Origin of the sequence: Hyphomonas sp., assembly GCF_017792385.1 — a bacterium.
GTDB lineage: Bacteria > Pseudomonadota > Alphaproteobacteria > Caulobacterales > Hyphomonadaceae > Hyphomonas.
Genome location: NZ_CP051230.1, coordinates 2,640,977 through 2,664,837 on the forward strand (window position 1 = coordinate 2,640,977; position 23,861 = coordinate 2,664,837).

Here is a 23,861-nt window from a genome sequence, read left to right on the forward strand (position 1 = left end):
GATCCCGCGAGCGATGATCGTCGGGTCTCCATTGCCATCTGGTCAATAAGACTGTCATACGGATCACTGATCCGCCCGCCGTTGGTGGCTGGACGATCGTTATTCTTGGCGGTGTTGCGCTGGTCATTGCAGAGCTTACAGCCCTCCTGATCTATTCGGTGCAGAATGGGAGCGTGAATATCCGGGCGCTCCTCCTTCACAATCTGTCCGACGCACTCGCATCTGTAGCCGTGGTTGCGGGCGACGCGCTCATCCTCATCTATGACTGAATACTGTTCGATCCGTTCGTGACGATCGGTATCGCGGTAACATTCTCTGCCTGTCGTTCCGCGAAATCGGCGGGCCGATCCACATGTTGTGGCTAGGCAGTCCGCCGGACATTGACATCGGTACCGTCATTGAGGCGATGCGGAGCGGTGATGGTGTCGTGGATGTCCATCATTTGCATCTCCGGCAGATGCAGGAGCCCCTTTTGTCAGCTATCTTCGAACAGTTTGTCGGTGAGTGCGCAATCGGGTGTTTCAGCGCCGGTGCAACCAGCCATGATCTCGCCGAGCCGTCGATCCATCTGCTTCAGATCGGCGATGCGTTTACGGATATCGCCCCGATGTGCTTCTGCCAGCGCCCTGACCTCCGCGCAGCTCGGCCTGCCATCATTGATGCCAAGTAGCGAGCGTACATCTTCCACGGAGAAGCCGAGGCTGCGGGCTCGCAATATGAAACGCAGTCGTACCTGATCTTCATTCGAATACAGCCGGTGGCCACTTGCCGTGCGGGCTGGTTCGGGCAGCAATTCGATCTTTTCATAATAGCGGATCGTTTCAAGATTGCAGCCGAGCCGCCCGGCCAGTTCAGCCCGTTTGAGTGCTGCTCGCGGCGATGTGATGGCCATGATGAAATACCCGCTTGTGTCTGTACCAACTACAGAGCGTAACGTGATCATGATCAATAAAGCAATGGGAACAGCTGGTCATGGCAGGTACGGAAAACAGCCCAGCAAATGAGCGTCGCTCAAGGTGGCTTGTTGCCGGTGGCATGCTGGGGGCATTCCTTGCATCATCCTGCTGCATCGTGCCGCTTGTGCTGATCAGTCTCGGTGTTTCCGGAGCGTGGATTGGCCAGTTGACGGCGCTGGAACCCTACAAGCCCCTTTTTCTTCTGGTCGCGATCGGATTTCTCGCGGCTGGGTTCTGGGATGTCTATTTTCGAAAAACCAGTGTCTGCGAGGATGGTAGCTATTGCGCCCGTTTACAGTCGTCCGTCGTCAAGCAGGTCGCCCTGTGGAGCGGCGCGCTTGTCGTGCTGGCGGCCTTGACCATCGATGTATGGGCACCGTTATTTTACTAGCCAGGGAGACAAGTATGAAACGCACATGGATGATCGCCGGACTGGCAGGTCTGGCACTCGCGGGGGGGCTCGCAGTCGCCGGCGCGCAGAATGCTCCGGATGCCTCGGTGGAGGTCGAACAGGCGACAGCCCGTTTTACGATCGGAAACATGACCTGCGCGACATGTCCGATTGCTGTCAGGAAAGCGATGATGCGTGTCGAGGGCGTTAAATCTGTCGATATCGATTATGCGGCCAGGACCGCAGAAGTGGTTTACGATACGGCGGCGACAACGCCTGAGCTGATCGCTGCGGCTTCAACCGATGTAGGATACCCGGCAAGCGTTACGGACGGTTGAACACGCAGCATCTGGAATATCCTGATGAGGCACCTGCCAGTCGATGTTCGCATACATCGTCAGATTTTCACACAAGGCTTTCACTTTGATGTCAAAATGGACTGACCGAAAACTGCTGATAACGGGTCTGGCCGGTACCGTCATTGCGACACCTTCTTGTTTTGCATCAATGAGCATGTGCCTCAGCCCCGGCCGGGTACCAAAAATGGACAGGCTGAACCTTGAAGTTGCCTGCGCCGAGTGCACTCGGCGGGGCATCCAGGTGAACACATCGATGCGTACGAGCGATCCCGCGGTCTTCGCCGCAGGCGAATGCGGCGACAGCGGCCTCAACCTGATCCCGGCCACGCCTCCGACATCGGGTCGATGGTGTGATTTTGAATACTTGATCGAGGCCGCGTCGCCATGCCTGGTCACAAGCCAAGGAAGAAATAATGAATCAAACCGTAAAGACAGGCGATTGCTGCTCCGTCAATAAAAACGGCGACGACAGCTATGACCTCATCGTCATAGGTGCTGGCTCGGCCGGGTTTTCGGCTTCGATTAGCGCGGCCGAGGCCGGCAGGCGCGTGGCCATGGTTGGGCATGGCACCATCGGCGGCACCTGCGTCAATGTCGGCTGCGTGCCGTCCAAGGCGATGATACGGGCCGGTGAAGCGGTGCATGCTGGTACAGCGGCGGCACGGTTTCCGGGCATTGAGCCCTGTGCGCAGAGCGTGGACTGGTCGGCGGTCGTCAAGGGCACGGCCGATCTGGTCGACGAGATGCGCCAGAAAAAATACATCGACCTGCTGCCTTCCTATGAGAATGTCACCTATATCGAGGAAGGTGCCGCACGCCTGATCGAAGGTGGGATTGAGGTCGGCGGGCGGATCATCGCTGCACCGAAGGTTCTGATCGCCACCGGCTCGCGCCCTTTCTTGCCGGAAATTGACGGGATCGAGACCGTGGAGGCGCTGGATTCCTGGGACCTTCTCAGCCTGCCCGATCAGCCCGAAAGCATCCTGGTACTGGGCGGCGGCTATATTGGCTGTGAACTGGCGCAGATGGCGTCGCGGCTGGGCGTCAAGGTTACACTGGTCACGCGTTCGCGCCTTCTGCCCGGCGTGGAACCGGAAGTGGCCAAGGCGTTGACCGACGCGTTGAAGGCTGAGGGGGTCGCGGTCGAGACCGGCCTGTCCTACCGATCGGTGAGACGGAGTGACGGCGGCGTCACGCTGACAATCGAACGGGGTGGAAAGCCTGTGACCCTCTCCGCTCAGCGGCTTGTGGCCACCACAGGCCGGGTGGCCAATTCCGAAGACCTCGGCTTGCGCGAGTTCGGCATCGAGACCGATGCGCGTGGATCGATCAAGGTCGGAGCCGACATGGCCACAACGCGGCCTGGCGTCTGGGCAGCGGGTGATGTCACCGATCGCGACCAGTTCGTCTACATGGCCGCTTATGGGGCCAAGGTGGCGGCCAACAATGCGCTCGGGCTTCAGGATTTGCGCTATGACAATGGGGCCATGCCCTGGGTCGTGTTCACCGATCCGCAGGTCGCCGGCGTCGGCCTTTCCGAGGTGCAGGCGAAGGCAGCCGGTCATGACGTCAAGGCCAGCGTGCTGACGCTGGACCACGTGGCACGCGCCGCCGCCGCCCGCGATACCCGCGGCGTCATCAAGCTGGTCGCGGATGCGAAGACCGACCGCCTCCTGGGCGGACAGATCGCGGCGCCCGAAGGGTCTGATGCGATTCAGACGCTGGCTATGGCGTTGAAGTTCGGCATGACGAGCAAGGCGCTTGGCGAGACAATTTTTCCATACCTGACAACTGTTGAAGGGTTAAAATTGGCGGCACAGACGTTCGACAAGGACGTGGCGAAGCTTTCATGCTGCGCAGGCTGAAACCAATTTTAACCGCAACGGGGCCTCGCCAGTCCAGCCAGATCAGGAAACGTCCCAGCCACGGATATTCGCGCGACGTTGTTGATCTATGCTGGCGCGGCAACCGCCGAAATTGCCGGTTGTTTTGCATTCTGGGCCTGGCTGCGGCTTGGAAAGTCCGCTTTCTGGCTGGTTCCGGGGATGATATCCCTTGTTGTATTCGCTTGGCTGCTGACACTGGTGGAAGCGTCTGCAGCCGGGCGCGCCTATGCCGCCTATGGTGGGGTTTACATAACTTCCTCGCTCATCTGGCTATGGACCATTGAGGGGATTCGTCCCGACCGCTGGGATCTGATAGGGGTTGTAACCTGTCTGATCGGGGCTGCGGTTATTCTTTTTGGTCCGCGCATGCCAGTTTGACACTATGGCGAAACGGGTCTTTATCGTCTTCCCTTTAGCTCGATCGGGGACAGTGCCGGAGTATGCCGCCTTACTGATCTGGAGGGTTGTGCGGATAGACTGTTTCTTGGTCCGGGCAGTCGCGGCCATTCGCGGGAATGCTGCAAATTTCCATGATGCGATGAGAACCGTCCCGGCCCCGTTTGACCTGGAAGATCACGTCATCGCCTTCAGAGAGGTCAGTCAGCTCAAGATCGCCCATTAAAGCGAAACTCATGGTCATCGCGCCCATGGCGATGCCTTCGAAAGGGCCATGGTCGATGGTGACCCGGCCGTCGTCGCGATCAAGGGATGTGATCCTGCCCGTGGCCCGTCCAGTATCGCCGGGCATAGCTTCATCTGCCTGTTCGAACGGTTCAGGCCTGGTCTGGTCCGCAGGGCCGGATGCTGGCGGCGTTCGGCTTTCGGGGTCACTGCAGGCTGTCAGGGAAGCGGAACCTAACAAGAAGGCGGTAATCAGAATTCTTTGAGTCATTGGGATTTCCTGGTGAACTAATCGGGAGACGCAGGCATTCCGGCCGCGGAACGCGGCCGGAACCTGATTTACGAATTTTTTGCTTGAAACAGAGGACCGGCTAGTGATCGGTGTCGTCATGATCCTTGCCTGACATGCCGGACATGGATCCGTGTCCGCCCATGTTGCAGTCCATCATGCCTTTGCCTTTCATCATCGACATCATGGATAGTTTGAAAGCATCCGGATCGCCGCCGATCGGCATCATCATGGCGATATCATAATTGTCGCTGTCGTCCTGCTTGAGCATGAAATGGACGTTGTCGCCATTCTCGAATTTGTCGAGCGCAACCATTCCGCCGACCTCGAAGTCCATTGTCATTTCACCCCAGCCGATCTTCTTGATCGGATCGTGTGAAATATTGACGGTTCGGGCATCCAGATCGACGCCGTTAATGACGCCAAAGCCGGGCGCCATGTCGCCGCAGCAGCTCATGCCGGACATGTCCATGTCTTTCATGCTGTCCATTTTCATGCCGGCCTCCTGGGCGAGCGCCGGACCAATCAGGGCCAGTCCGAGGATTGCGCCTGTGACTGCTGTCTTTCTGACGAGGGTTTTCATCGTTTTCTTCCTTTTTGATTGTCAGGCGCGGCTTTCAACAGAGGCCCCCGATGCGCGCCGGGACGGGGGAATAGGGTGGATGGACACGGGACTATTATTTCGACCTCAGATATTTGATGAGGGCAGCGATCCCGAGCAGGAGGAGGAGCACAGCAAGCAGCATGAACACCGTGCCGAACAGGCCGCCACCCATCATGCCGCCGTCGATCATCATTCTGCCTGATGAGCGATCCTGCGCGGCCGCCGGCAGCATGGCGCTACTCAGAAGCAGTGGAAACAAAAGCGGAATTTTCAACAGGTGTCTCGTCATGGTTTTTCTCCTTCGGGGGTGAATGAGCCGGCCCGGTTATCCGGTTCGGCCCGGGGTAAATCTGATGGAATCTGCAGCCCGACCCGGATGTAGTAGATGGCCGGGATCACGATCAGGGAGAGGATGAGGGTTGAGGCCATGCCGCCAAGCATGGGCAGGGCAATCCGGCGCATGACGTCCGATCCGAGGCCGTCGGTCAGGAAGATCGGGGCAAGACCTGCAAAAATGGTCGTGACCGTCATCAACTTCGGCCTGACGCGCATGGCCGCGCCCTTGCTGACAGCTGCGAAAAGCTGGCTCCTGTCAGACGGGTTCGCCTTGCGGACTTCCGCGTCGATATAGAGCAGCATCACGACGGCTGTCTCGACCGCGATGCCGCCCAGGGCGATGAAACCGACCGCGACGGCTACTGACAGATTGTAGCCTGCCAACCAGACGGCCCACATTCCGCCGACCAGGCCGAATGGCAGGCTGGCCATGATGATCAGGGTCCGGTCGAGCCGACCGAAATGTAGCATCAGCAGCAGGAAGATCAGTGCAATCGCAGCTGGAATGGCGATCTTCAGCCGCGCATTCGCTTCCTGCATCTGTTCATACTGTCCGGAGAACTCCACCGCATATCCCGCAGGCAGGTCGACGGCGTTGGCTATCACCTGTCCGGCGTCTGCAACATAGCTGCCCATGTCCCGGTCCGCGATATCGACGAAAACCCAGCCAGTCAGCCTGGCATTTTCCGATCGGATCATTGGCGGGCCTTCCGTATAGGAAATGTCCGCCAGTTCGCTGAGAGGGATATGGGCGCCGGACGGGGCGGGCACGAGTATCTCTTCCAGGTCTGTGGCGCTCTCACGAAATGGCCGATCATAGCGCAGGATGATGTCATAGCGCTCCCGGCCCTCGACAGACTGGGAGAGTGTCATGCCGCCCAGGGCGGTTCGGATCACGGACTGGAAGGCTGCCATGTCGATATTCCGCCGGGCGAGTTCGCCCCTGTCCGGCGTGATCTCGAGATATTTGCCGCCCATGACCCTGTCGGCGAAGGCCGAGCGCGTTCCGGGTACGTCCGAAATGGCCGCTTCTATGTCCCGGGCAATGGTCTCAATCTCTGTCAGATCATCGCCCGTAACCTTGATGCCAATGGGCGTGCGCACTCCTGTTGAAACCATGTCCATGCGAATCTTGATTGGATAGCCCCATGAATTCACGAGGCCGGGCATTTGCAGCTTGGCATCGAGCTCATCGGTGATGTCCTCGACCGTCACACCTGGCCGCCAATCCTCCTTCGGTTTCAGCTTGATCCAGGTCTCGATCATGGTGAGTGGTGCTGGATCGGTTGCGGTATCGGCGCGCCCGGCCTTGCCGAAGACACGATCGACTTCTGGCACGGTCTTGATGACGCGGTTTGTCTGGCCAAGAATCTCCCGCATCTTGGTGGATGACACGCCGGGCAGGGTGGTCGGCATGTAGAGGAGCTCGCCTTCATAAAGGGCCGGCATGAATTCCGAGCCGATCCTCTGGACCGGCACGATGACGGTGGCCGTCAGCGCGAGCGCTAGGGCGACCGTGATCCATTTGAACCTCAGGGCTAGATGGAGCAGCGGTTTGTAGGCCCAGACGAAGAAGGCGTTCAGGGGATTGGCTTCCTCGCGCCGGAACCGACCCCGCATCAGGTACAGCATCAGAACCGGGACAAGTGTCACCGACAGAATGGCCGCGAAGGCCATCGCATAGGTCTTGGTATAGGCAAGAGGACTGAAGAGCCTGAAGCTCTGACCGGTCAGGGCAAAGACGGGCAGGAAGGAGACCGTGATGATGAGGAGTGAAAAGAATATGCCGGGGCCGACTTCCTGAGCCGACTCGACCAGCGCCTGGCGGCGCACGCTCGGATCGGGTTTCGGTCCCAGATCCGCCAGTTTCCGGCTGGCATTCTCGACAAGCACAATCGAGGCGTCGACCATGGCGCCGATCGCGATGGCGATCCCGCCAAGTGACATGATGTTCGCTGTGACACCTTGCCAGGACATGATCAGGAACGCGCCGAGCACTCCGAGCGGCAAGGTGATGATGGCAACCAGAGACGACCTTACATGGAGGAGGAAGATCAGGATGACGAGCGCAACCGCGATGCCTTCCTCGATCAGCTTGTCTTTCAGATAATCGACCGAACCCTCGATGAGTGGCGCGCGGTCATACACAGTGACAATCTCGACACCTTCCGGCAGGCCGCGCTGGAGACTATCAAGTTTCTCCTTCACACGTTCGATCACCGACAGCGCATTCTCGCCATCGCGCATCACCACGATGCCGGACACCGTTTCGCCTTCGCCATTGAGTTCGACAATGCCGCGCCGGAGGGCCGGGCCTTCGACAATCCGGGCGACATGGCTCAGCTGGACGGGGGTGCCATCCTCTGCCTTGACCACGACCTGTTCGAGATCAAGCTTCTCATCGACATAGCCTGATGAGCGGATGACATATTCCGTTTCGCCCTGTTCGAGCACGCGGCCACCGACTTCGCTTGAGGCTGCGCGGACCGCGTCACGGATACGGGTGATCGACAGGTCGTAACTTCTCAGGCGATTGGGATCGAGGAGAACCTGGTATTCCCTGACAAAACCGCCGACCGAGGCGACTTCAGAGACCCCCTCCACACCGGCCAGTTCGAGTTTCAGGAACCAGTCCTGGAGTGAACGCAGCTCGGCGAGATCGGTCTTGCCGGTTTTGTCGACCAAGGCATACTGATAGACCCAGCCAACGCCGGTCGCATCCGGTCCTATCTGCGGTACGGCGCCTTCCGGGAGTTCAGACCCCAGCCGGGACAAGGCTTCGAGCACGCGCGAGCGGGCCCAGTAGAGGTCAACATCATCGTCAAATATGACATACACAAAACTGGTGCCGAACATTGAGGAGCCGCGCACGTCCTTGGTCTTCGGCAGACCGAGAAGGTTCGTCGATAGTGGATAGGTGACGAGGTCCTCGACAATCTGCGGGCTCTGGCCCGGAAAATCGGTGCGAATGATGACCTGGGTATCTGTCAGGTCCGGCACTGCATCGAGCGGCGTGCGCTGGATCGCCATCCACCCGGTCACAGCCAGTGCAGCGGCGAGCATGAGGACGATGAGCTGGTTGGAAACCGACCAGGAGATCAGCTTTGCCACCCATGATTTGGAGGGGTCTTGCCCCGCGAGGTTTCTGTCGTTTCGTTCAGTCATGACTGTCCCCCGAATGCCCAGGGGCCTGGTCAGCGCCAGTCTCGCCGTCATTGGTCGTCATCGACATGCCGGCCATCGGGTTGGGCCAGTCAATCCGTTCGGCTCCATCTGCGCTGTACGGATTGGCTGGTTTCGCTTCTTCCTGCAGCCAGTACCGGCCCGTTGCGGTGTCCCGGTAGAGCACCAGACCAGCCTCGCTGTAATGCTGAGGTGCGCCTTCCAGCAGCCAGGGTTTCAAGGCCTCGACCAGGTCTGAGAGTTGTGTGGCAAGGTCTTCGCGGTCCGTGGCGTCCTGCGCGGCGGCGAGAGCGGTTTGCGTAGCATCCATGACCGGTGCCAGTTTCGTGTTCGCGTAACGGTCCCGCAGCACTGGCACCAGGGCGAGCGCCGGGTCCACGAATAGCGGATCGATGTCATACCCGTCTCTCAGGGCCTCGTGGAAGTAGAGCGCCATGTCAGTGAAGTGATCGATTTCGGCGAGGGCTTTACTGTCCACCGGAATATCGGAGAGCGGTGTTTCCGGACTGGCCGCGCTCGCATCCGGAGCTTCCAGCTTGGCAAGACCTTCTTTCAGGTTGGCTTCGCTATCGAGCAGGAACTGCCCGCTGGCGACGACCATGTCGCCACTTTCCAGACCCGACAGGATTTCGGTCCGGCCATTGGCCGAAATCCCGGTTTGCACGGCGCGTCCGGAGAAGCGGCCATTGCCTTCGGCGATGACGACACGGGCGCCCTCGCTACCAAGCAGAATGGCTTCACTTGGAACCGAAAGACGCGGTCGGCCGCCGATATTCAGCCTTATGTCCGCATAGGCGCCCGGGCGAAGATAGCCCGACACATTGTCCACTTCGATCCGGACGTCGGCTGTACGGGTTTTCGGGTCGATTGTCGGATAGATATAGTCGACCTGGCCTTTACCGGGGGCATCGGGCGCGCTCGGAAAATCGAGTTCGGCCTGCATGCCTGTTTCCACCAGAGGCAAATCGCTCTCCGGCACCGAGGCAATGACCCAGACATCGGCATAGGATTGCAGGCGTAATATAGGCGTGCCGGGTTTGACATAGTCGCCATTGCGGACCTGGAGCTCGGCAACCGTGCCGCCGGCTTCTGCGTAAACCGGAACACGTTCAATGACCTGGCGGGTTTCGGTCAGCCGGTCGATGGCCGCATTCTGCATGCCAAGGGAGCGCAGGCGCTGGCGAACCGACGCGATGCGCGCTTCGTTACCGATCCTGAACGAGTTCAGATAATCTTTCTGCGCGGCGATCAGGTCCGGACTGTAGATCCGGTAGAGGAGACTGCCGGGGCGGACGGTGTCGCCCTCGGCATTGACCGCCAGATTCTCAATCCAGCCTTCTAGCCGCGAGACGGTAACATTTTCGAGCCGTTCATTGGTCTCGACCGTGCCGAAGGCTCTCAGTACACGGCTGAAATCCCTGGTCTCGGCAGGTGATGTCCGGATCCCCATGGTCTGGATCATTTCCGGTGAGACGGCCACACCCGATCCGGTGTCATCGGCATAAACCGGGATGTAATCCATGCCCATGGAATCCTTTTTCGGAACAGGCGAGGTGTCCGGCTTACCCATGGGATGCTTGTAGTACAGGATTTCCCCTGTTGAGCTCGTCGGTTCCTGGGTCTTGTCGGCAGGCACCAGGTCCATGCCACAGATCGGGCAGGTGCCGTCCGGATCGGTCGAAATATAGTGCGGGTGCATGGGGCAGGTGTATCGTTGCGTCTCGCTCGAGGCGTTCGGTTTTTCACCCTGGCCGCCCGGTGATCCGCCCGGTGCGCCGCATGCGGCGAGCAAGAGGGCGGCAGATGCGGTGCCCATTATCAGGAATGTCTTTTTCATTGTGTCACCAGGAGGGCATTCAGGCGTGCGATCGCAGCGGCCTTGCGGGCCGTTTCAGCTTCGATTTCCGCCCGGAGTTTGAGAATGGCGATCTCGCCGTCGATGATCGGCGCATAACCGCCAACACCGGATTCATAAGCAATCAGCTGGGCCTCGACTTCGTCTTCGACGGCAGCAATCTTGACCTGCAGCACGTCGATACTGGCATCGGCCGCGCGTATAATGGCGTCCCGGGACGCATACTGGGCCGCCGCATTCCGCGCGGCAGCCTGGTAGCGTTGCTCGGCGCCGGCCCGCTCAGCCTTTGCGGCGCGCAAGTTCGGTGCCTGCTTCCTTTCGGCCCAGAGCGGAACCGTAAAAGTCACCATACCGGAGACCCAGTCATCCCCCGCGAACATCGCGCCTTCATCGCGCTGTTGATAGGTGAGCTGGGCCCCCCATTCTGGCTTCCAGGCCGCGCGGGCCTCGTCGATACCGTAATCGGTAACGCGGACGGCCGCGTCGGCAATGCGTACGGTGTGGAACTCAAGCGCTGCGCCGGACCAGTCTCTTTCAGTCAGGGGAGGGAGGCCGGTCGAAGGGACCAGTCCGACGAGTTCGATCAGGCGCGCATCGGTCTCGGCTTCCTGCCGGTCAAGATCAACAAGCGTCCGGGAAACTTCTGCCCGTTCGCTTTCAATTTCGGCAAGGCGATAGACGGCCGGGCGGCCCGCATCGATCTCGGCCTCGACAATGTCGACAAGCTCGTCGTATTTGGCGTTTCGCGCTTCGGCGAGGGATCTCTGCCTGGTCAGTCTAGTCTTGTCAGCGAGAAGAGCGATGAGTTCGGCGCGCAAGGCCGCATAACGGGCATCGCGAACCGCCTCGGTCTGTGCTGACATCGCCCGGGCTTCACCGGCGCGGGCTTCACGGCCCGCGAAGCTCGGAAATTGTTGCCGGATACCAACGGCTTTATTGGTCGGCAAGTAACTGTCGAATGAGGGATCGAAAATCGGAAAGTTGTTGATCCCGAGGGATACGACGGGGTCCGGGAGTGCGGTTGAGGCGACAGCACGCTCCCGGTCGGCCTCGGCATCGTAACCGAGAGCGGAGAGGCTTGGATGGGCCTCGAGACGGGCTTCAAGCTCGGCAAAGCTCTGAGCGTTGGCAACCGCCGCCAGGGGCACAGCGGCAAACGCTGCGACCAGCAGCATTCTTGAAATGTGGGGCATGATAAAACGGGCTCTTCTGAATTGTGAGAAGCGATGACGACGGGCTGCTGTGGCGGCCGCAGGTCATCGCTCTCAATTCAGGAAGCGCTGCTTTAGCGATATTGGCGTGTGCTGGACGATATCCAGCCGAGGTGGAGGCCCGGTCTTTAGCGTTTCGCGCTCTGGCAGGAATGCCTTTGGTGGGTTAGCGAGAACCGCAGCAAATTCTGCGTCTACATTCGCAACAGGTGCAACTGGATTGGCGTCACTGTGCGCCTGGATAAGCATGGGTGCACAGTCGTATCCCGCGGGGCAATCAGACGATGATGCCTGATCTGTATGCCCGGTGTCGGCCATGGCTTCCATCGCCATGTCATTACAGGGGTGATTGCTGCTCATTTCAGTCGGCGCGGTTTCGGAGGTCCCGACCATCAATGGACACGCCATGACCGGCTGAGCCGCCATGAAGGCAGCGGCAAACAGTGTCAGGAGGCGGGTCACAAACTGCATCATTGTTCAAATACGTGAAAAGATTAAAACTTTCATTTCAACAAACTGTGAGGCCGCTACTTCTTGCGGCCACCAAGCACAGCAACAAGTTCCTCGACCTTTTCACGCCGGTCATCGACATTGCTTCCGGTCAGGGCATGATCCACACACGTTGCGATATGGTCATCCAGGATAACGGCCTCGAGGCCGACAAGCGCGGCCTTCACAGCCTGCACCTGACGAATGACATCAATACAATACCGATCGTCGGACACCATCTTCGTGATGCCGCGCACTTGTCCCTCGATGCGGGCAAGCCTTCGGGTCGCGGCCTCTTTGGTTTCAGTCTTCATGGCAAATACCCCATACAGGGTATCCATATGGGGACCTCGTGAAGCAATTTCCAGTCTCTTCATGCGTCAGAAACGAAAGGTTCAGCCCAAGATGGACTGACAGTCATCACTCAATGGCATTTCCAGCTGCGGTCCACGCCTTCATCGAGCCGATATAGACATCGACCTCGGAGAACCCCTTCCGCATGAGCTGCGAGGCGGCAATGGTGGCCCGGGCGCCGCTTCCGCACATGACGGTGACGGGCTTGTCCGGGTCGAGGTCACTGGCCGCATCAGGCAGCTTGCCGACATAAGCGTGCTTGCTGTCCTTGATATGGCCGCTCTCATATTCGTCGATGGCCCGGACATCGAGCAGGGTCCAGCCAGCCGGCGGGTTGTCTACGCGCGCGGCGACGGTTTCGGTATCGACGAAGTCGAGTGTGTCGAGCGGGCCGTTCTGGACCGCCACGGGCATGGCGCCGCTGACAAATCCGCTCACATTGTCGAAGCCGATCCGCTGAAGCGTGGTGGCCGCATCGACCGCCTGGTCGTCATCGCGCGCTACCAGCAGCACCGGTTTGTCGCCTGGCAGCAACCAGCCCGCGAAGGCGGCAAGCATGTCATCCGGGATGCAGAGCGAGCCCGTGCGGTGTCCGCCGGCAAAGTCGAATATGCCACGGACATCGAGGCAGACCGCATCGCCCGGATCGAGCAACCTGGCCGGGGAAGCGGGCAGGGGCGCCGGCGGCGCAGCTTCGGTGCCTTCCATATTGCCCTCTTCCATGCGCCGGAAGTATGGCGGGATGTAGTGGTTCTCGGCTACCTTGGCGTCGATGAAAGCCTCCCGGTCATCGATCTGCAGGCTCGGATTGTTGAGCTTTTCATGGCCGATGGAGGAAAACTCCCGGTCGGCCATGCCCGAGCCACAAACCGAACCGGCGCCATGCGCGGGATAGACGAGGCACTGGTCGCCGAGCCTCATCAGTTTCTCCAGGCTGTCATAGAGCAGGCCGGCGACTTCGCGTTTGCGGTCGGGATAGAAGTCCGTGCGCCCGACATCGCCAATGAACAGGGCATCGCCCGTGAACACGCCAACCGGGCCTTCCTCAAAGCTCTTGTCATAAAGCACGTAGGACAGGCTGTCGTCGGTGTGCCCGGGCGTTTCAAGCACCTTCAGGAGCGCGCCGCCAATCTCGAACGTGTCGCCTTCCCGCGTCTCGGCTGCATACTGGATCGGCTTTTCAGGGTTCGGCCCGTGCCAGACCTTTGCGCCAGTCTCTTCCTTCAGGACAGGGGCGCCTGAGAGCAGGTCCTCGTTCCGGTGGGTTTCGAAGACGTGCTTGATGACAGAGCCTTCCTCACGGGCGAGGTCCAGATAGATGTCGATGTCACGCCGCGGATCGATGACCGCAGCTTCGCCATCGGCGCTCAGGAAGTAGGAAAGGTGGGCAAGGCCCTGTGTCTTGATCTTTTCAAGTCTCATTCTGTTTCGCTCCTTTTCGGGATCGAATGGGTCTGACTGGACGTGGAAGGCGCGTTAGTCCTCCGCGATGGCTGCCCCGGCAGCGTCGTCTGGATTGAGCGTGCCTTCAAAGGGGGGAACGGGGCGGCTCGCCGCCTCCCTTTCCGTCGATGCCGGGCCATTCTCCGCGATGTCGGAAATCAGCCATTCCATTTCCTTGATCTCGCGGCGCTGCGCCGTGATGATCTCGTCGGCAAGCTCGCGCACACGGACATCCTCGATGCCGGCGCGTTCACTTGTCATGATGGCAATGGAGTGGTGGGGGATCATCGCTTTCATGTAGGACCGGTCGTCGACAGTGCTCTGGCTGCGCACCAGCCAGAGGGCCAGGACGAACACGACCGCAGCGCCAATGAAAATGCCGAAATTGATCCGGCTGTCCTTGTACATGTTGAGCATGAAGCTCAGCATCACGACGGCCATCGCGGCGCCCATGATGAAGGCCATGTAGAAGCGCGTTTCGCTCCAGCGAACATGCTCCCACGCATAGGTGTTGAGGTACATCAGCCCAAACATCACGATCATCGATGTGATGATCATTGCGCCAAACCGCCAATAACTGTTCTTCATATCCACTTTCAACATCCTCCTTATACAGTGGTGGGGTATTTCCACGACTAACGGAGAAGTGTGTGAACAGGTTCCGAGTTAATCCGATGCTTGAATTCCGCCTGAAGTTGGACCATCCATTTGGTTTCGCATCAGGAGGAAAATGAAGGATGCCGAGCACGAAATCAGCAGGAAACCATTGAGTGATTCCAGTCCCGCCAGGAACCGCGAATGTCCGGTTGGATAGATATCGCCCAGCCCAAGCGATGTGTAGTTGACGAGGGAGAAATAGAATATGTCCATGAACCCGTCCGCTTCGCCGCCCTTGAAACCACCCAAGTCAAAGGCATCCAGTAGCGTAAAGCTGGTTGCATAGAGCGCTGCCTCAGCGAGGTGCGCCAGGCCTGCACCTACGATACCCGAAACAACGATCGGGAGACCTGAACGCGCTTCATGGTTCAGGCGTCGGTGCAGATGCGCCAGTGCGAGATAATGCACCGTGCTTGCCAGCACAAAAGTGAGCAGTCCGATCAAGGTTGCAATGATCATGAATGGGCTTTGTGCTGGTTGTTTCCGGACTCCTCTCCGGGAGGATTGTCGCGGAGACGTTTCAGAAAGAAATGCTCGAATGAAAAGACTACAACCATGCCGAAAGCCGCGATCAGGATGATGACTGGATCGGCTTGCCACTTCAGGAGGAGGAAGGCGATCAGGACGACGGCATCGAGCGCTATCGCACAGATAAGGATTGCAGGTGCGGCGCCGACATCCTTTCTCAAATGCCGGAAGACGCCCCAATGGATGATGATATCCATGACCAGATAGAAGATTGCGCCAAGCGAAGCGATGCGACTGAGATCGAAGAAAGCCGCGAGCAATCCGGCAGCCACAACCGTATAGACGAGCGTATGACGCTGTACCGTTCCGGGCATGCCGAAATGTCTATGCGGAATCAGGTTCATGTCGGTCAGCATGGCGAGCATGCGGGAGACGGCAAACAAGCTGGCAAGCAGGCCTGAAGCTGTCGCGATGATCGCAATCGTTACTGTGAACCACAATCCATAGTTTCCAAGTGCTGGCCGGGCCGCTTCGGCGAGGGCATAGTCCTTCGCCGCAACAATCTCCGAGACAGTGAGGGTTGATCCGACAGCGAAACAGACAAGGAGATAGATGAAAGTGCAGATCGCAAGTGAGATCATGATGGCCCGCCCGACATTGCGGGTCGGTTGCTTCACCTCGTCGCCACTGTTCGTGATGGTGGTGAATCCCTTATAGGCCAGGATGGCGAGCGCGACGCCGGCCAGGAATCCACCGGCAGATGTGCTGTCAGCGAAACCATCTGCTGCTGGCTGGAAGCTGAATCCGGCAGCCCAGATCGCAATAAGCGCGAAAATCAGTATGCCACCAATCTTGAGAATAGCCGTGACCTTCGATACGCCGCCGATCACCTGATTACCGGCAATATTTATCACGAAAGCCAGGATAATCAGTCCGATTGCCAGCAAGGGGACGAATATGCCGCCCTCGACGCCAAACAGCTGCAGCGTGTACGTACCGAACGTGCGGGCGACCAGGCTTTCATTGATGATCATCGAGAACGCCATCAGCAGGGCGGCGCTTCCGGTCACGGTAGACGGGCCGTAAGCGCGGCGGAGTATCATCGCGATGCCGCCGGCGCTAGGATACTTGTTGGAGACCTTGATATAGGAATAGGCGCTGAAGCCGCTGATGATGGCTGCCGTGAGGAAGGCGAGCGGAAACAGGTCGCCGGCAAATTCAGCGACCTGACCGGTCAGGGCAAAGATGCCGGCACCGATCATCACGCCCGTCCCCATGGCGACGGTGCCCGCCAGCGTCAGTGACCCTTGCTTGTAGTCATCCTCACTCATGGTCTTGCCTGTTCGGAGACCAATTGCGTTCCCCGATAGGAGGCATATGTCCTGGCATCCTCTCCAGAGAAGATGATGACATCATACCGATCTGGCGCGTTCGGTGTTTCCATGCCGGGAGAGCCTTGCGGCATGCCGGGCACCGAGACGCCGTTGACGTCAGGCTTTTCTTCGAGCAAGCGTCGTATTTCCCGAGCGGGAACGTGACCTTCAACGACATATCCGTCGACTTCTGCGGTATGGCAACTCATCAGTTCATCCCGAACACCAAGCCGTGACCGAATGGGTGTCAGGTCCTCTTCCTCTTTCACGATGACGTAGAAACCCTCGTCATGCAGGTGGTCCACCCAGGCGGCGCAGCAACCGCACCATGGCGTCTTGTGTACAGTGACTGTTTGCGCGTTGGCTGCGGGTGACGCGGAGAAGAGCATCACGCCCGCTATCAGGGCTGCAATCATCAGCGCACCGAGCGCGCTCATAGCAAGTGGTCTGGACATGTCTGTGCTCCGGAAAATTAGAGTTTAAGGGTTCTCAGCCGCAAGGCGTTGCCGATAACAGATACGGAGCTGAAACTCATGGCGGCCGCCGCGATCATCGGGCTCAGTAACAAGCCGAAGAAGGGATACAGAATGCCAGCGGCAACCGGCACGCCAAGCGTATTGTAGAAGAACGCGAAGAACAGGTTCTGGCGGATGTTGCGCATCGTGGCGTGGCTGAGCTCCCGGGCCTTTGCGACCCCGATCAGATCGCCTTTCACAAGCGTTACACCGGCACTCTCCATGGCCACATCGGTTCCGGTTCCCATGGCGATTCCGACATCCGCCTGAGCGAGCGCGGGCGCATCATTTATGCCGTCACCGCACATGGCCACGCGGGCACCGTTCTTCTGGAGTTCGGACACGATCCGATGCTTGTCTTCAGGCGAGACGTCGGCGTGAACCTCATCGATGCCGACCTTGTCGGCGACCGCGCGTGCTGTCGTCTCATTGTCACCTGTCAACATCACAATCTTCAACCCTTCGGCATGAAGACGTCTGATGGCTTCCGGTGTCGTCTCCTTGATCGGGTCCGCCACAGAGACAAGGCCTGCCGGTTTTCCGTCGACGGCGGCGAACATAACCGTCTGGCCTTCGGTGCGGTACTGGTCAGCGCGTGTCCCGAGGTCGTCAGACCAGCCCCCGATCCGCTGCATCATCTTTCTGTTGCCGATGGCGACGGTTTGGCCGTCGACGCTTGCCTGCGCACCTTCGCCAGTGACGGATTCAAATCCGTGCGCATCCTTGTGAGGCGCGCCCTTGCCTTTTGCGCCACGCACGATCGCGTCGGCAAGTGGGTGCTCGCTCAAACGTTCCACCGCGGCTACGAGACTAAGCAACGAGGCTTCGTCGAAGCCTTCGCCTGGCTGGACGCGTACCAGTTCGGGGCGTCCGAGCGTCAACGTCCCGGTCTTGTCGACCACGATCGTATCGACCTTCTCAAGCGTCTCCAACGCTTCAGCATTCTTGATCAGGATGCCGTTGGACGCGCCCTTGCCCGTGCCGACCATGATCGACATCGGGGTTGCCAGACCTAGCGCACAGGGACATGCGATGATCAGGACGGCAACGGCATTCACGATCGCAAAAGCCATCGCCGGGTCGGGTCCGAACACGGCCCACACGACAAAGGTCAGGATTGCAATTCCAATAACAGCCGGAACGAACCAGGCAGCGACGAGATCAGCGAGCCGCTGGATTGGAGCTCGGGACCGCTGAGCGGCGGCAACCATTCGGACAATCTGGGACAAGAGCGTGTCTTCGCCCACATGTGTCGCCTTCATAACGAGCGACCCGGTTCCGTTGACCGTGCCGCCGGTCACACGGGCGCCAGCGGCTTTTTCGACGGGCAGGGGTTCGCCGGTGACCATGGACTCGTCAACCGACCCATGGCCGTCGACGACCTCGCCATCGACCGGGATCTTCTCACCTGGCCGGACCCGCAGCTTGTCGCCAGACTTTACATCCGCGAGATCGACATCCTGTTCGCTGCCATCGTCAGCAATCCTGCGCGCAGTAGCAGGGGCAAGCTCCAGCAGTGCACGAATGGCTCCTGAGGTGGCGTTGCGCGCGCGCAGTTCGAGCACCTGGCCAAGTAAAACCAGCGTAACGATGACGGCGGCCGCCTCGTAGTAGACTGCTACCGCGCCGCCATGCCCACGGAATGAATCGGGAAATATGCCGGGCGCGAATGTTGCGACCAGGGAATAAATATAGGCCACGCCGACGCCCATCGCGATCAGGGTGAACATGTTGAGGTTGCGTCGCTTCACGGATTGCCAGCCGCGCACGAAGAAAGGCCAGCCGGCCCAAACGACAACGGGAGTCGCGATCAGGGCCTGAAGCCAGACACTCCATGTCGGATCAATCCAGTGCCTGAGCGGGCTGCCGGGAATCATTTCGCCCATGACAAAGGCGAGCAGTGGCGCCGAGAAGACAAGGGCGACCCAGAAGCGCCGCGTCATGTCATCCAGTTCGCTGGTATCCTGCTCGGCCGTCACCGTTTCCGGTTCGAGCGCCATGCCGCAGATCGGGCAGCCTGTATTGGCAGTTTCGCGTACCTGCGGATGCATGGGACAGGTCCAGACGGTGCCGGCATAGCCGATCGGAACCTTGTCATAGGCATCATCGGGCTTCTCTGGAGCGGCCTGATCGTTGTGATGGCACGCATGTCCGGAATGGGCGTGAGAAGTGTCGTTGGTCATGGCTCTGACTCTTTCAGCAGGAGTGCTTCACAGGATGAGGGTATGCATCACTTTTATGCGCTGCTGTTTCGGTTGAAGAAGTTGAACAAGGGAACGAACAGAAGGGCGATGTACCAGCCATAGAGATAGCTCTCGACAAGGCCGATCAGGAAACCAGTCAGCGTTCCAAACTCAAATCCGGGCAGTAGATCCTGCCATGCTGGATGCATGTGAAGGCTGGACGGCGTCACACTCCCCCAGCCGACGCACAGCAAATAACTGACGAGCAGGAACAGAGACAGCGAGTGTCCGACGGGGATAATTTTCATTCTGACCTCCAGCGGTCCAGGCAAGAGCAAGTAGGACAGTCATAGTATAATACCCCTAGGGGGTATATTCAATATCATCGCCGCTTGCCGGTTGCTTTTCAACTTGGCCGGCAAGCGGCAGTTTGGATTTCCTCCTTATCGAGGCGCACGGGAGGACGAGTGCGTGTGAATGACCTGCCAGGTGCCGGCGACCTTGCGGAACAGCACCGTTTGTTTCCCGATACGCTCCAGGCGTTCGCCATTGGAGCTGAACGTTCCACTGATCGCTGTGTCCGCGACAGCCCATGCAAAGTCACTTCCCTCGAATTGCACGTCTATATTCGAGAAGTCGAGTTCGAGATCCGGAATGGTATCTTTTTCGGGCTCGACATGATTTTCGACAAGGTCGAGCAGGCCAGTATTCTCGCCGCCTGACTCAAAGTACCGGGCGCCTGACCAGTCGAGAAAGTTCTGTCGGAACAGTTCGCCATCGCCGGTCTCCCAACCGGTTTCGATCGCGGCCATGATATCCAGGATCGCCTGTTCATCAGTCGAGACCGGTTTGGTGTCGTGATGGCCGTCGGAGTTGTCGTGTCCGGCGGGGACCGTGCCTGACATTTCTCGATCAGCTGCGCCGTCGGTATGGTCGTGATCATGTCCATCGCCGCTCGCCGATGATCCATCCATCGTGTCGGATGGAGGCGCTCCGTGAGCGTCTTGATGATCGTCTGTTGAATTTACGGTGCCTTGGTCGCCATGACCGGCTCCGCCGCCATGATCATGATCGTGGCCTGGCCCGCTGGCTTCAGGAAGGGTCTGCACGCCAAGTCCGTACTTGTAGACAATTGTGCCTCCCCACCACGCTGTAACCGTCAAAAGACCTGCCACCGCCAGGGCACTGATCGCAAATACCGGGTCGGGCGACGAGGCCCTTCTCAGCCAGCGCCAACCGGCGAGGGCCAGTAATGCGAGGCCCGTGGGAACAGCCCAGTTGCGATGGGTTGTCATCGCTTCATGGGACGGCGCATCGTGAGCAACGCTGTAATAGGCCTGAAACCCGGCCGCGATGGTGGCCAGAACCGCCAAGGCAGCCAATGCCAGCATCCAGTCGGCGGCCGGTCGAAGGCTGTCGCGCCAGCGGCCTGCAGGTACGAGGAGGCCAGCCACATATGCCAAGGCTGCAGATGTGCCGAGGGCATAGGTAAAATGCACCAGCACGGGGTGAATATTGGGTTCTATGAAACCGCCCATTTTGTTCTCCTAATACCAGGTCCGCAGGCCCACGAGAAAGACGATATCGTCGCCTTCACCGCCTGCGGCTTTGATCATGTCGCGTGTCTCACCGAAGGCGCTTTGCCATTCGACGCCGACATAAGGCGCAAACTCCCTCCTGATTTCATAACGAAGCCGCAAGCCGGCATCGAGTGTGCTAAGTCCCGCGCCCGTTTCCCTTTCCGGTATGTCCTGCGCGGAAAGATTTGCTTCGATCCGAGGCTGCAAGATCAACCGCTGGGTCAGGAGCAACTCATATTCAGCCTCGATGCGGGCCGTTACATCGCCTTTTTCACTGAGAAAGGCGGAAGCGTCGACTTCGAACCAGTAGGGCGCCAGACCATTCAGTGCGACGACCCCATGCGCGAGACTATCCGGTTCGATGTCGTAGCGAACGCCCGCCTGAACATTCCAGAAAGGCGCAACCGCGCGGGAATAGAGCGCCTGGATCTCGGCATCATCCACGCCCTCTCCATTCAGAGAGGCGCGGCCCTCGCTCTTGAACCAGAGCTTGTTGATATCGCCCCCATACCAAGCCTGTCCGTTCCAGTACAAACTGTCGCCCTCGTCAGACATCTGAGCCTCGAGCTGGTTGAAGAGGATGTAGAAGCTCTTCTGGTCTCCGCCTTCCGCAAGAACGTCCCGGCGAGCGTCCGCCATTGCATCCTCGCCGTAGATGGCGTCGGCCTGATCCCAGGGCGGGGTTTGATTTGTGTCTTCCGCGAACGCGCTGCCGGTCGCGTAGAGCGCGAAGCCGAGGAGGAGAGGGGCTGCCAAATTCGGTTTCATCATGATTTTCCCTCCCCATGGTTCATGCCGTGATGGTCCATCGGCATATTCATCTGACCTGCCGGCATTTTTTCAGCTGGTGTCGTATCGTCTGCTGGCGGAATGACGCTGACGACCTGCATCATGCCAGCGTGCATGTGGTAAAGCAGATGGCAGTGGAACGCCCAGTCACCGACATGTTCTGCGGTGATGTCGACGCTGACCCTGTCTGCAGGCTTGACCGTTACTGTGTGCTTTCGAGGCATGTGATGACCACCGCCATTCACGAGATCGAAAAACATGCCGTGCAAATGGATCGGGTGTGGCATCATTGTATCGTTTACGAGCGTCAGGCGAACACGTTCACCCTCGTAGAACTTGATTGACTCGGTTACCTCGGAGAATTTTACACCGTCGAACGACCACATGTAGCGTTCCATGTTCGACGTCAGATGAATGACAATTTCGCGGCCAGGCGGGCGATGGTCCTCATTCATGTCGAGCGCGCGAAGCTGGTTATAGGTGAGCGTGCGGTGGGGGACATCATCAAGCCCGAGACCGGGTTCGCCCAAGCGGCTCATCGTCATGCCTGATACTTTTGCGACACCGGGGCCGCGCTCTATATCTGCTTCAATCTTGACGGGCTGGACCGCCGGACCATGAGGATCGGGCATCATCGACATGGCACCCATGTCGTGGCCTTTCATGTCGTCCCCGGCCGTCGCGGTGTCCGGACCATGATCCATTCTCCCCATGCCTGACATGCCCGCCATGTCTCCATGGGCCATTCCCATGTCCCGCATGGTCAGCATCGGCACAGCTCGAAGCGCAGGCGCATCGACCCGCATACCGGCACGCGGGCCGAGCGTGGCGACGGCCTGGCCGGAGCGGTCGATCGATTCGGCAACAAAGGCGTAGGCGCGCGCTTCGGTCGGCGCGATGATGACATCATACGTCTCGGCCACGCCCATCTGGAACTCGTCGGTCTCAACCGGCTGGACATTCAGACCGTCGGCCTGGACCACCGTCATCGGCAAGCCCGGGAGGCGGACATTGAAGAGGGTCATGGCGGAGGCGTTGATAATGCGCAGGCGAACCCGCTCGCCCGGCTGGAAGACCATATTGAAATTATCGGCCGTCGAATGGCCATTGATCAGGTAGGTGTAGGTTTCGCCGGTCACGTCTGCGAGATCGCGCGGGCTCATTCGCATCTGCCCCCACATGCCGCCAAGTCCGGTTGGGTTCGACAGGGTCGGGCGGTTGAAATTCAGGCTCTCGGCATTCTTCTTGAGCTTGTCGAAGATCCGGTGCGGATGCGTGAAACTCCAGTCGCTGAGGACGAGAACATATTCCCGGTCATAAGCCACTGGGTCTGTACCTGCCGGATCTATGACGATCGGACCGTAATGGCCGAGTTGTTCCTGCAGACCAGAATGGGAGTGATACCAGTAAGTGCCATTTTGCGGCACCTTGAACTGATATTTGAACGTTTCGCCCGGTTTGATGCCCGGGAAGCTGACGCCCGGCACGCCGTCCATATGGAAGGGGACAAGCAGTCCGTGCCAATGGATCGAAGTGTCTTCGGCAAGCCGGTTGGTGACGTTCATTGTAACGTCATCGCCCTCGCGCAACCGCAAGAGCGGACCGGGAAGTGTGCCATTGATTCCGGTTGCCATACCGACTTTGCCGTTGAGCCTGACCGGGAACTGCCCGATTTCGAGGTCGAAGCGCGTGCCCGAAAGTGAGGGCACACCAAGGTTTCCGTTGCTGGAAGATTTTGCCCAAGCGGGCAGGAGGCTGCTTGCCCCCCAGGCTGCGCCGGTGCCGAGCACCGTCTGCAGCATATGTCGTCTGTTCAACATAATCGTCTCCGTGAGGTGAATTTATGCAATCGGGCTGCTAATGCAGCGACGCACGAAATCAGCTCAGGGAACGCACCTTTAATGTGACTGGCGTTTGTTGCAGCAGGTAACTTCGGACCTCAGGCCAGGGCGTGCGGACATTGACGACGCGCTTCCATGCGTGTTGCCATGAGGGTGTAGCAAGCCCGATGGGCGTCGTATCGCCTAATACGTGCTGGACCGGGTTCGCCGTCTTGTCGGCTTGGGCGACCGTTGCTGTCTGAAGCTTGCAGTGATCAGTCTCATCATCGCAGGGCGCCTCAGGCCCATCGGCGGGCGCCTGGTGAGAATGAGCGGTGAACTCGGTTGCCATGCTGTTCGTCGCCGACATATCGACGGGACACGCGCAGAGCACCTGCGACAGGCTGAAAAATACCGTCACGAGAGTTGCGACAACAAAGTTCATGACTACCACTTATACCCCATAGGGGTTTAAATCAAGAAAGAACCTCTGAGCACT

25 protein-coding genes and 1 pseudogene are annotated in these 23,861 nt (G+C 59.1%); 6 read left to right on the forward strand and 20 right to left on the reverse strand.

Annotated elements, in window-relative coordinates; all coding sequences use genetic code 11:
- Positions 1–59: 59 nt before the first annotated feature.
- A pseudogene (locus HF955_RS18465) lies at positions 60–466 on the forward strand (cation transporter); the annotation flags it as partial.
- Between the two features lie 9 nt (positions 467–475).
- Here HF955_RS18465 and HF955_RS12845 read toward each other — a convergent pair.
- Positions 476–892, reverse strand: coding sequence for a helix-turn-helix domain-containing protein (locus tag HF955_RS12845; RefSeq protein ID WP_034798637.1), 417 nt, complete (start codon positions 890–892; stop codon positions 476–478).
- A gap of 80 nt (positions 893–972) precedes the next feature.
- Here HF955_RS12845 and HF955_RS12850 point away from each other — a divergent pair, with 80 nt between their 5' ends.
- The 5 genes from HF955_RS12850 (at position 973) to HF955_RS12870 (ending at position 3,970) form a co-directional block, all read left to right on the forward strand.
- The gene (locus HF955_RS12850) at positions 973–1,347 is read left to right on the forward strand and encodes a mercuric transporter MerT family protein (RefSeq protein WP_034813607.1); all 375 of its coding nucleotides are present in this window, start codon (positions 973–975) and stop codon (positions 1,345–1,347) included.
- A gap of 14 nt (positions 1,348–1,361) precedes the next feature.
- Positions 1,362–1,685 (forward strand): heavy-metal-associated domain-containing protein, encoded by a 324-nt coding sequence (locus tag HF955_RS12855; protein WP_034798642.1) that lies wholly within the window; start codon positions 1,362–1,364, stop codon positions 1,683–1,685.
- 175 nt (positions 1,686–1,860) lie between these two features.
- Entirely contained in the window at positions 1,861–2,163 is a 303-nt protein-coding gene (locus tag HF955_RS12860; protein WP_291079308.1) for an FAD-dependent oxidoreductase, read from the forward strand.
- Positions 2,120–3,571, forward strand: a complete 1,452-nt coding sequence (gene merA / locus HF955_RS12865) for a mercury(II) reductase (protein ID WP_084391407.1) — start codon at positions 2,120–2,122, stop codon at positions 3,569–3,571. Before HF955_RS12860 ends, merA begins: the two co-directional genes overlap by 44 nt.
- 78 nt (positions 3,572–3,649) lie before the next feature.
- Positions 3,650–3,970, forward strand: coding sequence for a YnfA family protein (locus HF955_RS12870; protein WP_291075554.1), 321 nt, complete (start codon positions 3,650–3,652; stop codon positions 3,968–3,970).
- A 70-nt stretch (positions 3,971–4,040) separates the two neighbouring features.
- Here HF955_RS12870 and HF955_RS12875 read toward each other — a convergent pair whose 3' ends face one another.
- From HF955_RS12875 to HF955_RS12965, 19 genes are all read right to left on the reverse strand, one after another.
- Positions 4,041–4,604, reverse strand: coding sequence for a copper-binding protein (locus HF955_RS12875; RefSeq protein ID WP_112063341.1), 564 nt, complete (start codon positions 4,602–4,604; stop codon positions 4,041–4,043).
- Positions 4,585–5,085, reverse strand: a complete 501-nt coding sequence (locus HF955_RS12880; protein ID WP_013301491.1) for a copper-binding protein — start codon at positions 5,083–5,085, stop codon at positions 4,585–4,587. Before HF955_RS12880 ends, HF955_RS12875 begins: the two co-directional genes overlap by 20 nt.
- 94 nt (positions 5,086–5,179) lie before the next feature.
- Complete coding sequence (locus HF955_RS12885) at positions 5,180–5,395, reverse strand: hypothetical protein (protein ID WP_013301490.1); 216 nt, start codon at positions 5,393–5,395, stop codon at positions 5,180–5,182.
- Complete coding sequence (locus HF955_RS12890; protein WP_367279737.1) at positions 5,392–8,607, reverse strand: efflux RND transporter permease subunit; 3,216 nt, start codon at positions 8,605–8,607, stop codon at positions 5,392–5,394. The genes HF955_RS12885 and HF955_RS12890 overlap by 4 nt, the downstream gene beginning before the upstream one ends.
- The gene (locus HF955_RS12895; protein ID WP_034827472.1) at positions 8,600–10,462 is read right to left on the reverse strand and encodes an efflux RND transporter periplasmic adaptor subunit; all 1,863 of its coding nucleotides are present in this window, start codon (positions 10,460–10,462) and stop codon (positions 8,600–8,602) included. Before HF955_RS12895 ends, HF955_RS12890 begins: the two co-directional genes overlap by 8 nt.
- Positions 10,459–11,655, reverse strand: coding sequence for a TolC family protein (locus tag HF955_RS12900; protein WP_081815022.1), 1,197 nt, complete (start codon positions 11,653–11,655; stop codon positions 10,459–10,461). The genes HF955_RS12895 and HF955_RS12900 overlap by 4 nt, the downstream gene beginning before the upstream one ends.
- A gap of 90 nt (positions 11,656–11,745) precedes the next feature.
- The gene (locus tag HF955_RS12905) at positions 11,746–12,165 is read right to left on the reverse strand and encodes a hypothetical protein (protein WP_291075560.1); all 420 of its coding nucleotides are present in this window, start codon (positions 12,163–12,165) and stop codon (positions 11,746–11,748) included.
- A gap of 53 nt (positions 12,166–12,218) precedes the next feature.
- Positions 12,219–12,494 carry a metal-sensitive transcriptional regulator gene (locus HF955_RS12910; protein ID WP_034798806.1) on the reverse strand — a complete coding sequence of 92 codons (276 nt, stop codon included), beginning with the start codon at positions 12,492–12,494 and terminating at the stop codon, positions 12,219–12,221.
- Between the two features lie 106 nt (positions 12,495–12,600).
- A complete protein-coding gene (locus HF955_RS12915; protein ID WP_034827466.1) occupies positions 12,601–13,956 on the reverse strand; it encodes a rhodanese-like domain-containing protein in 1,356 nt (451 codons plus the stop codon).
- A 54-nt stretch (positions 13,957–14,010) separates the two neighbouring features.
- The gene (locus HF955_RS12920; protein ID WP_081815021.1) at positions 14,011–14,580 is read right to left on the reverse strand and encodes a DUF305 domain-containing protein; all 570 of its coding nucleotides are present in this window, start codon (positions 14,578–14,580) and stop codon (positions 14,011–14,013) included.
- Positions 14,581–14,643: 63 nt separating this feature from the next.
- Complete coding sequence (locus tag HF955_RS12925; RefSeq protein WP_034827464.1) at positions 14,644–15,093, reverse strand: ion channel; 450 nt, start codon at positions 15,091–15,093, stop codon at positions 14,644–14,646.
- Positions 15,090–16,433, reverse strand: a complete 1,344-nt coding sequence (locus HF955_RS12930) for an APC family permease (RefSeq protein ID WP_291075563.1) — start codon at positions 16,431–16,433, stop codon at positions 15,090–15,092. The genes HF955_RS12925 and HF955_RS12930 overlap by 4 nt, the downstream gene beginning before the upstream one ends.
- Positions 16,430–16,930 (reverse strand): DUF411 domain-containing protein, encoded by a 501-nt coding sequence (locus tag HF955_RS12935; RefSeq protein ID WP_034827461.1) that lies wholly within the window; start codon positions 16,928–16,930, stop codon positions 16,430–16,432. Before HF955_RS12935 ends, HF955_RS12930 begins: the two co-directional genes overlap by 4 nt.
- Positions 16,931–16,947: 17 nt before the next feature.
- A complete protein-coding gene (locus HF955_RS12940; protein ID WP_084419937.1) occupies positions 16,948–19,173 on the reverse strand; it encodes a copper-translocating P-type ATPase in 2,226 nt (741 codons plus the stop codon).
- Between the two features lie 53 nt (positions 19,174–19,226).
- Positions 19,227–19,481, reverse strand: a complete 255-nt coding sequence (locus tag HF955_RS12945; protein ID WP_034798659.1) for a hypothetical protein — start codon at positions 19,479–19,481, stop codon at positions 19,227–19,229.
- 135 nt (positions 19,482–19,616) lie between these two features.
- Positions 19,617–20,711, reverse strand: a complete 1,095-nt coding sequence (locus HF955_RS12950) for a DUF2231 domain-containing protein (RefSeq protein WP_291075565.1) — start codon at positions 20,709–20,711, stop codon at positions 19,617–19,619.
- 9 nt (positions 20,712–20,720) lie between these two features.
- Positions 20,721–21,524 carry a copper resistance protein B gene (locus tag HF955_RS12955; protein ID WP_034813580.1) on the reverse strand — a complete coding sequence of 268 codons (804 nt, stop codon included), beginning with the start codon at positions 21,522–21,524 and terminating at the stop codon, positions 20,721–20,723.
- The gene (locus HF955_RS12960) at positions 21,521–23,362 is read right to left on the reverse strand and encodes a copper resistance system multicopper oxidase (RefSeq protein WP_272987647.1); all 1,842 of its coding nucleotides are present in this window, start codon (positions 23,360–23,362) and stop codon (positions 21,521–21,523) included. The genes HF955_RS12955 and HF955_RS12960 overlap by 4 nt, the downstream gene beginning before the upstream one ends.
- Positions 23,363–23,420: 58 nt before the next feature.
- Positions 23,421–23,807 carry a hypothetical protein gene (locus HF955_RS12965; protein WP_034813575.1) on the reverse strand — a complete coding sequence of 129 codons (387 nt, stop codon included), beginning with the start codon at positions 23,805–23,807 and terminating at the stop codon, positions 23,421–23,423.
- Positions 23,808–23,861: the final 54 nt, after the last annotated feature.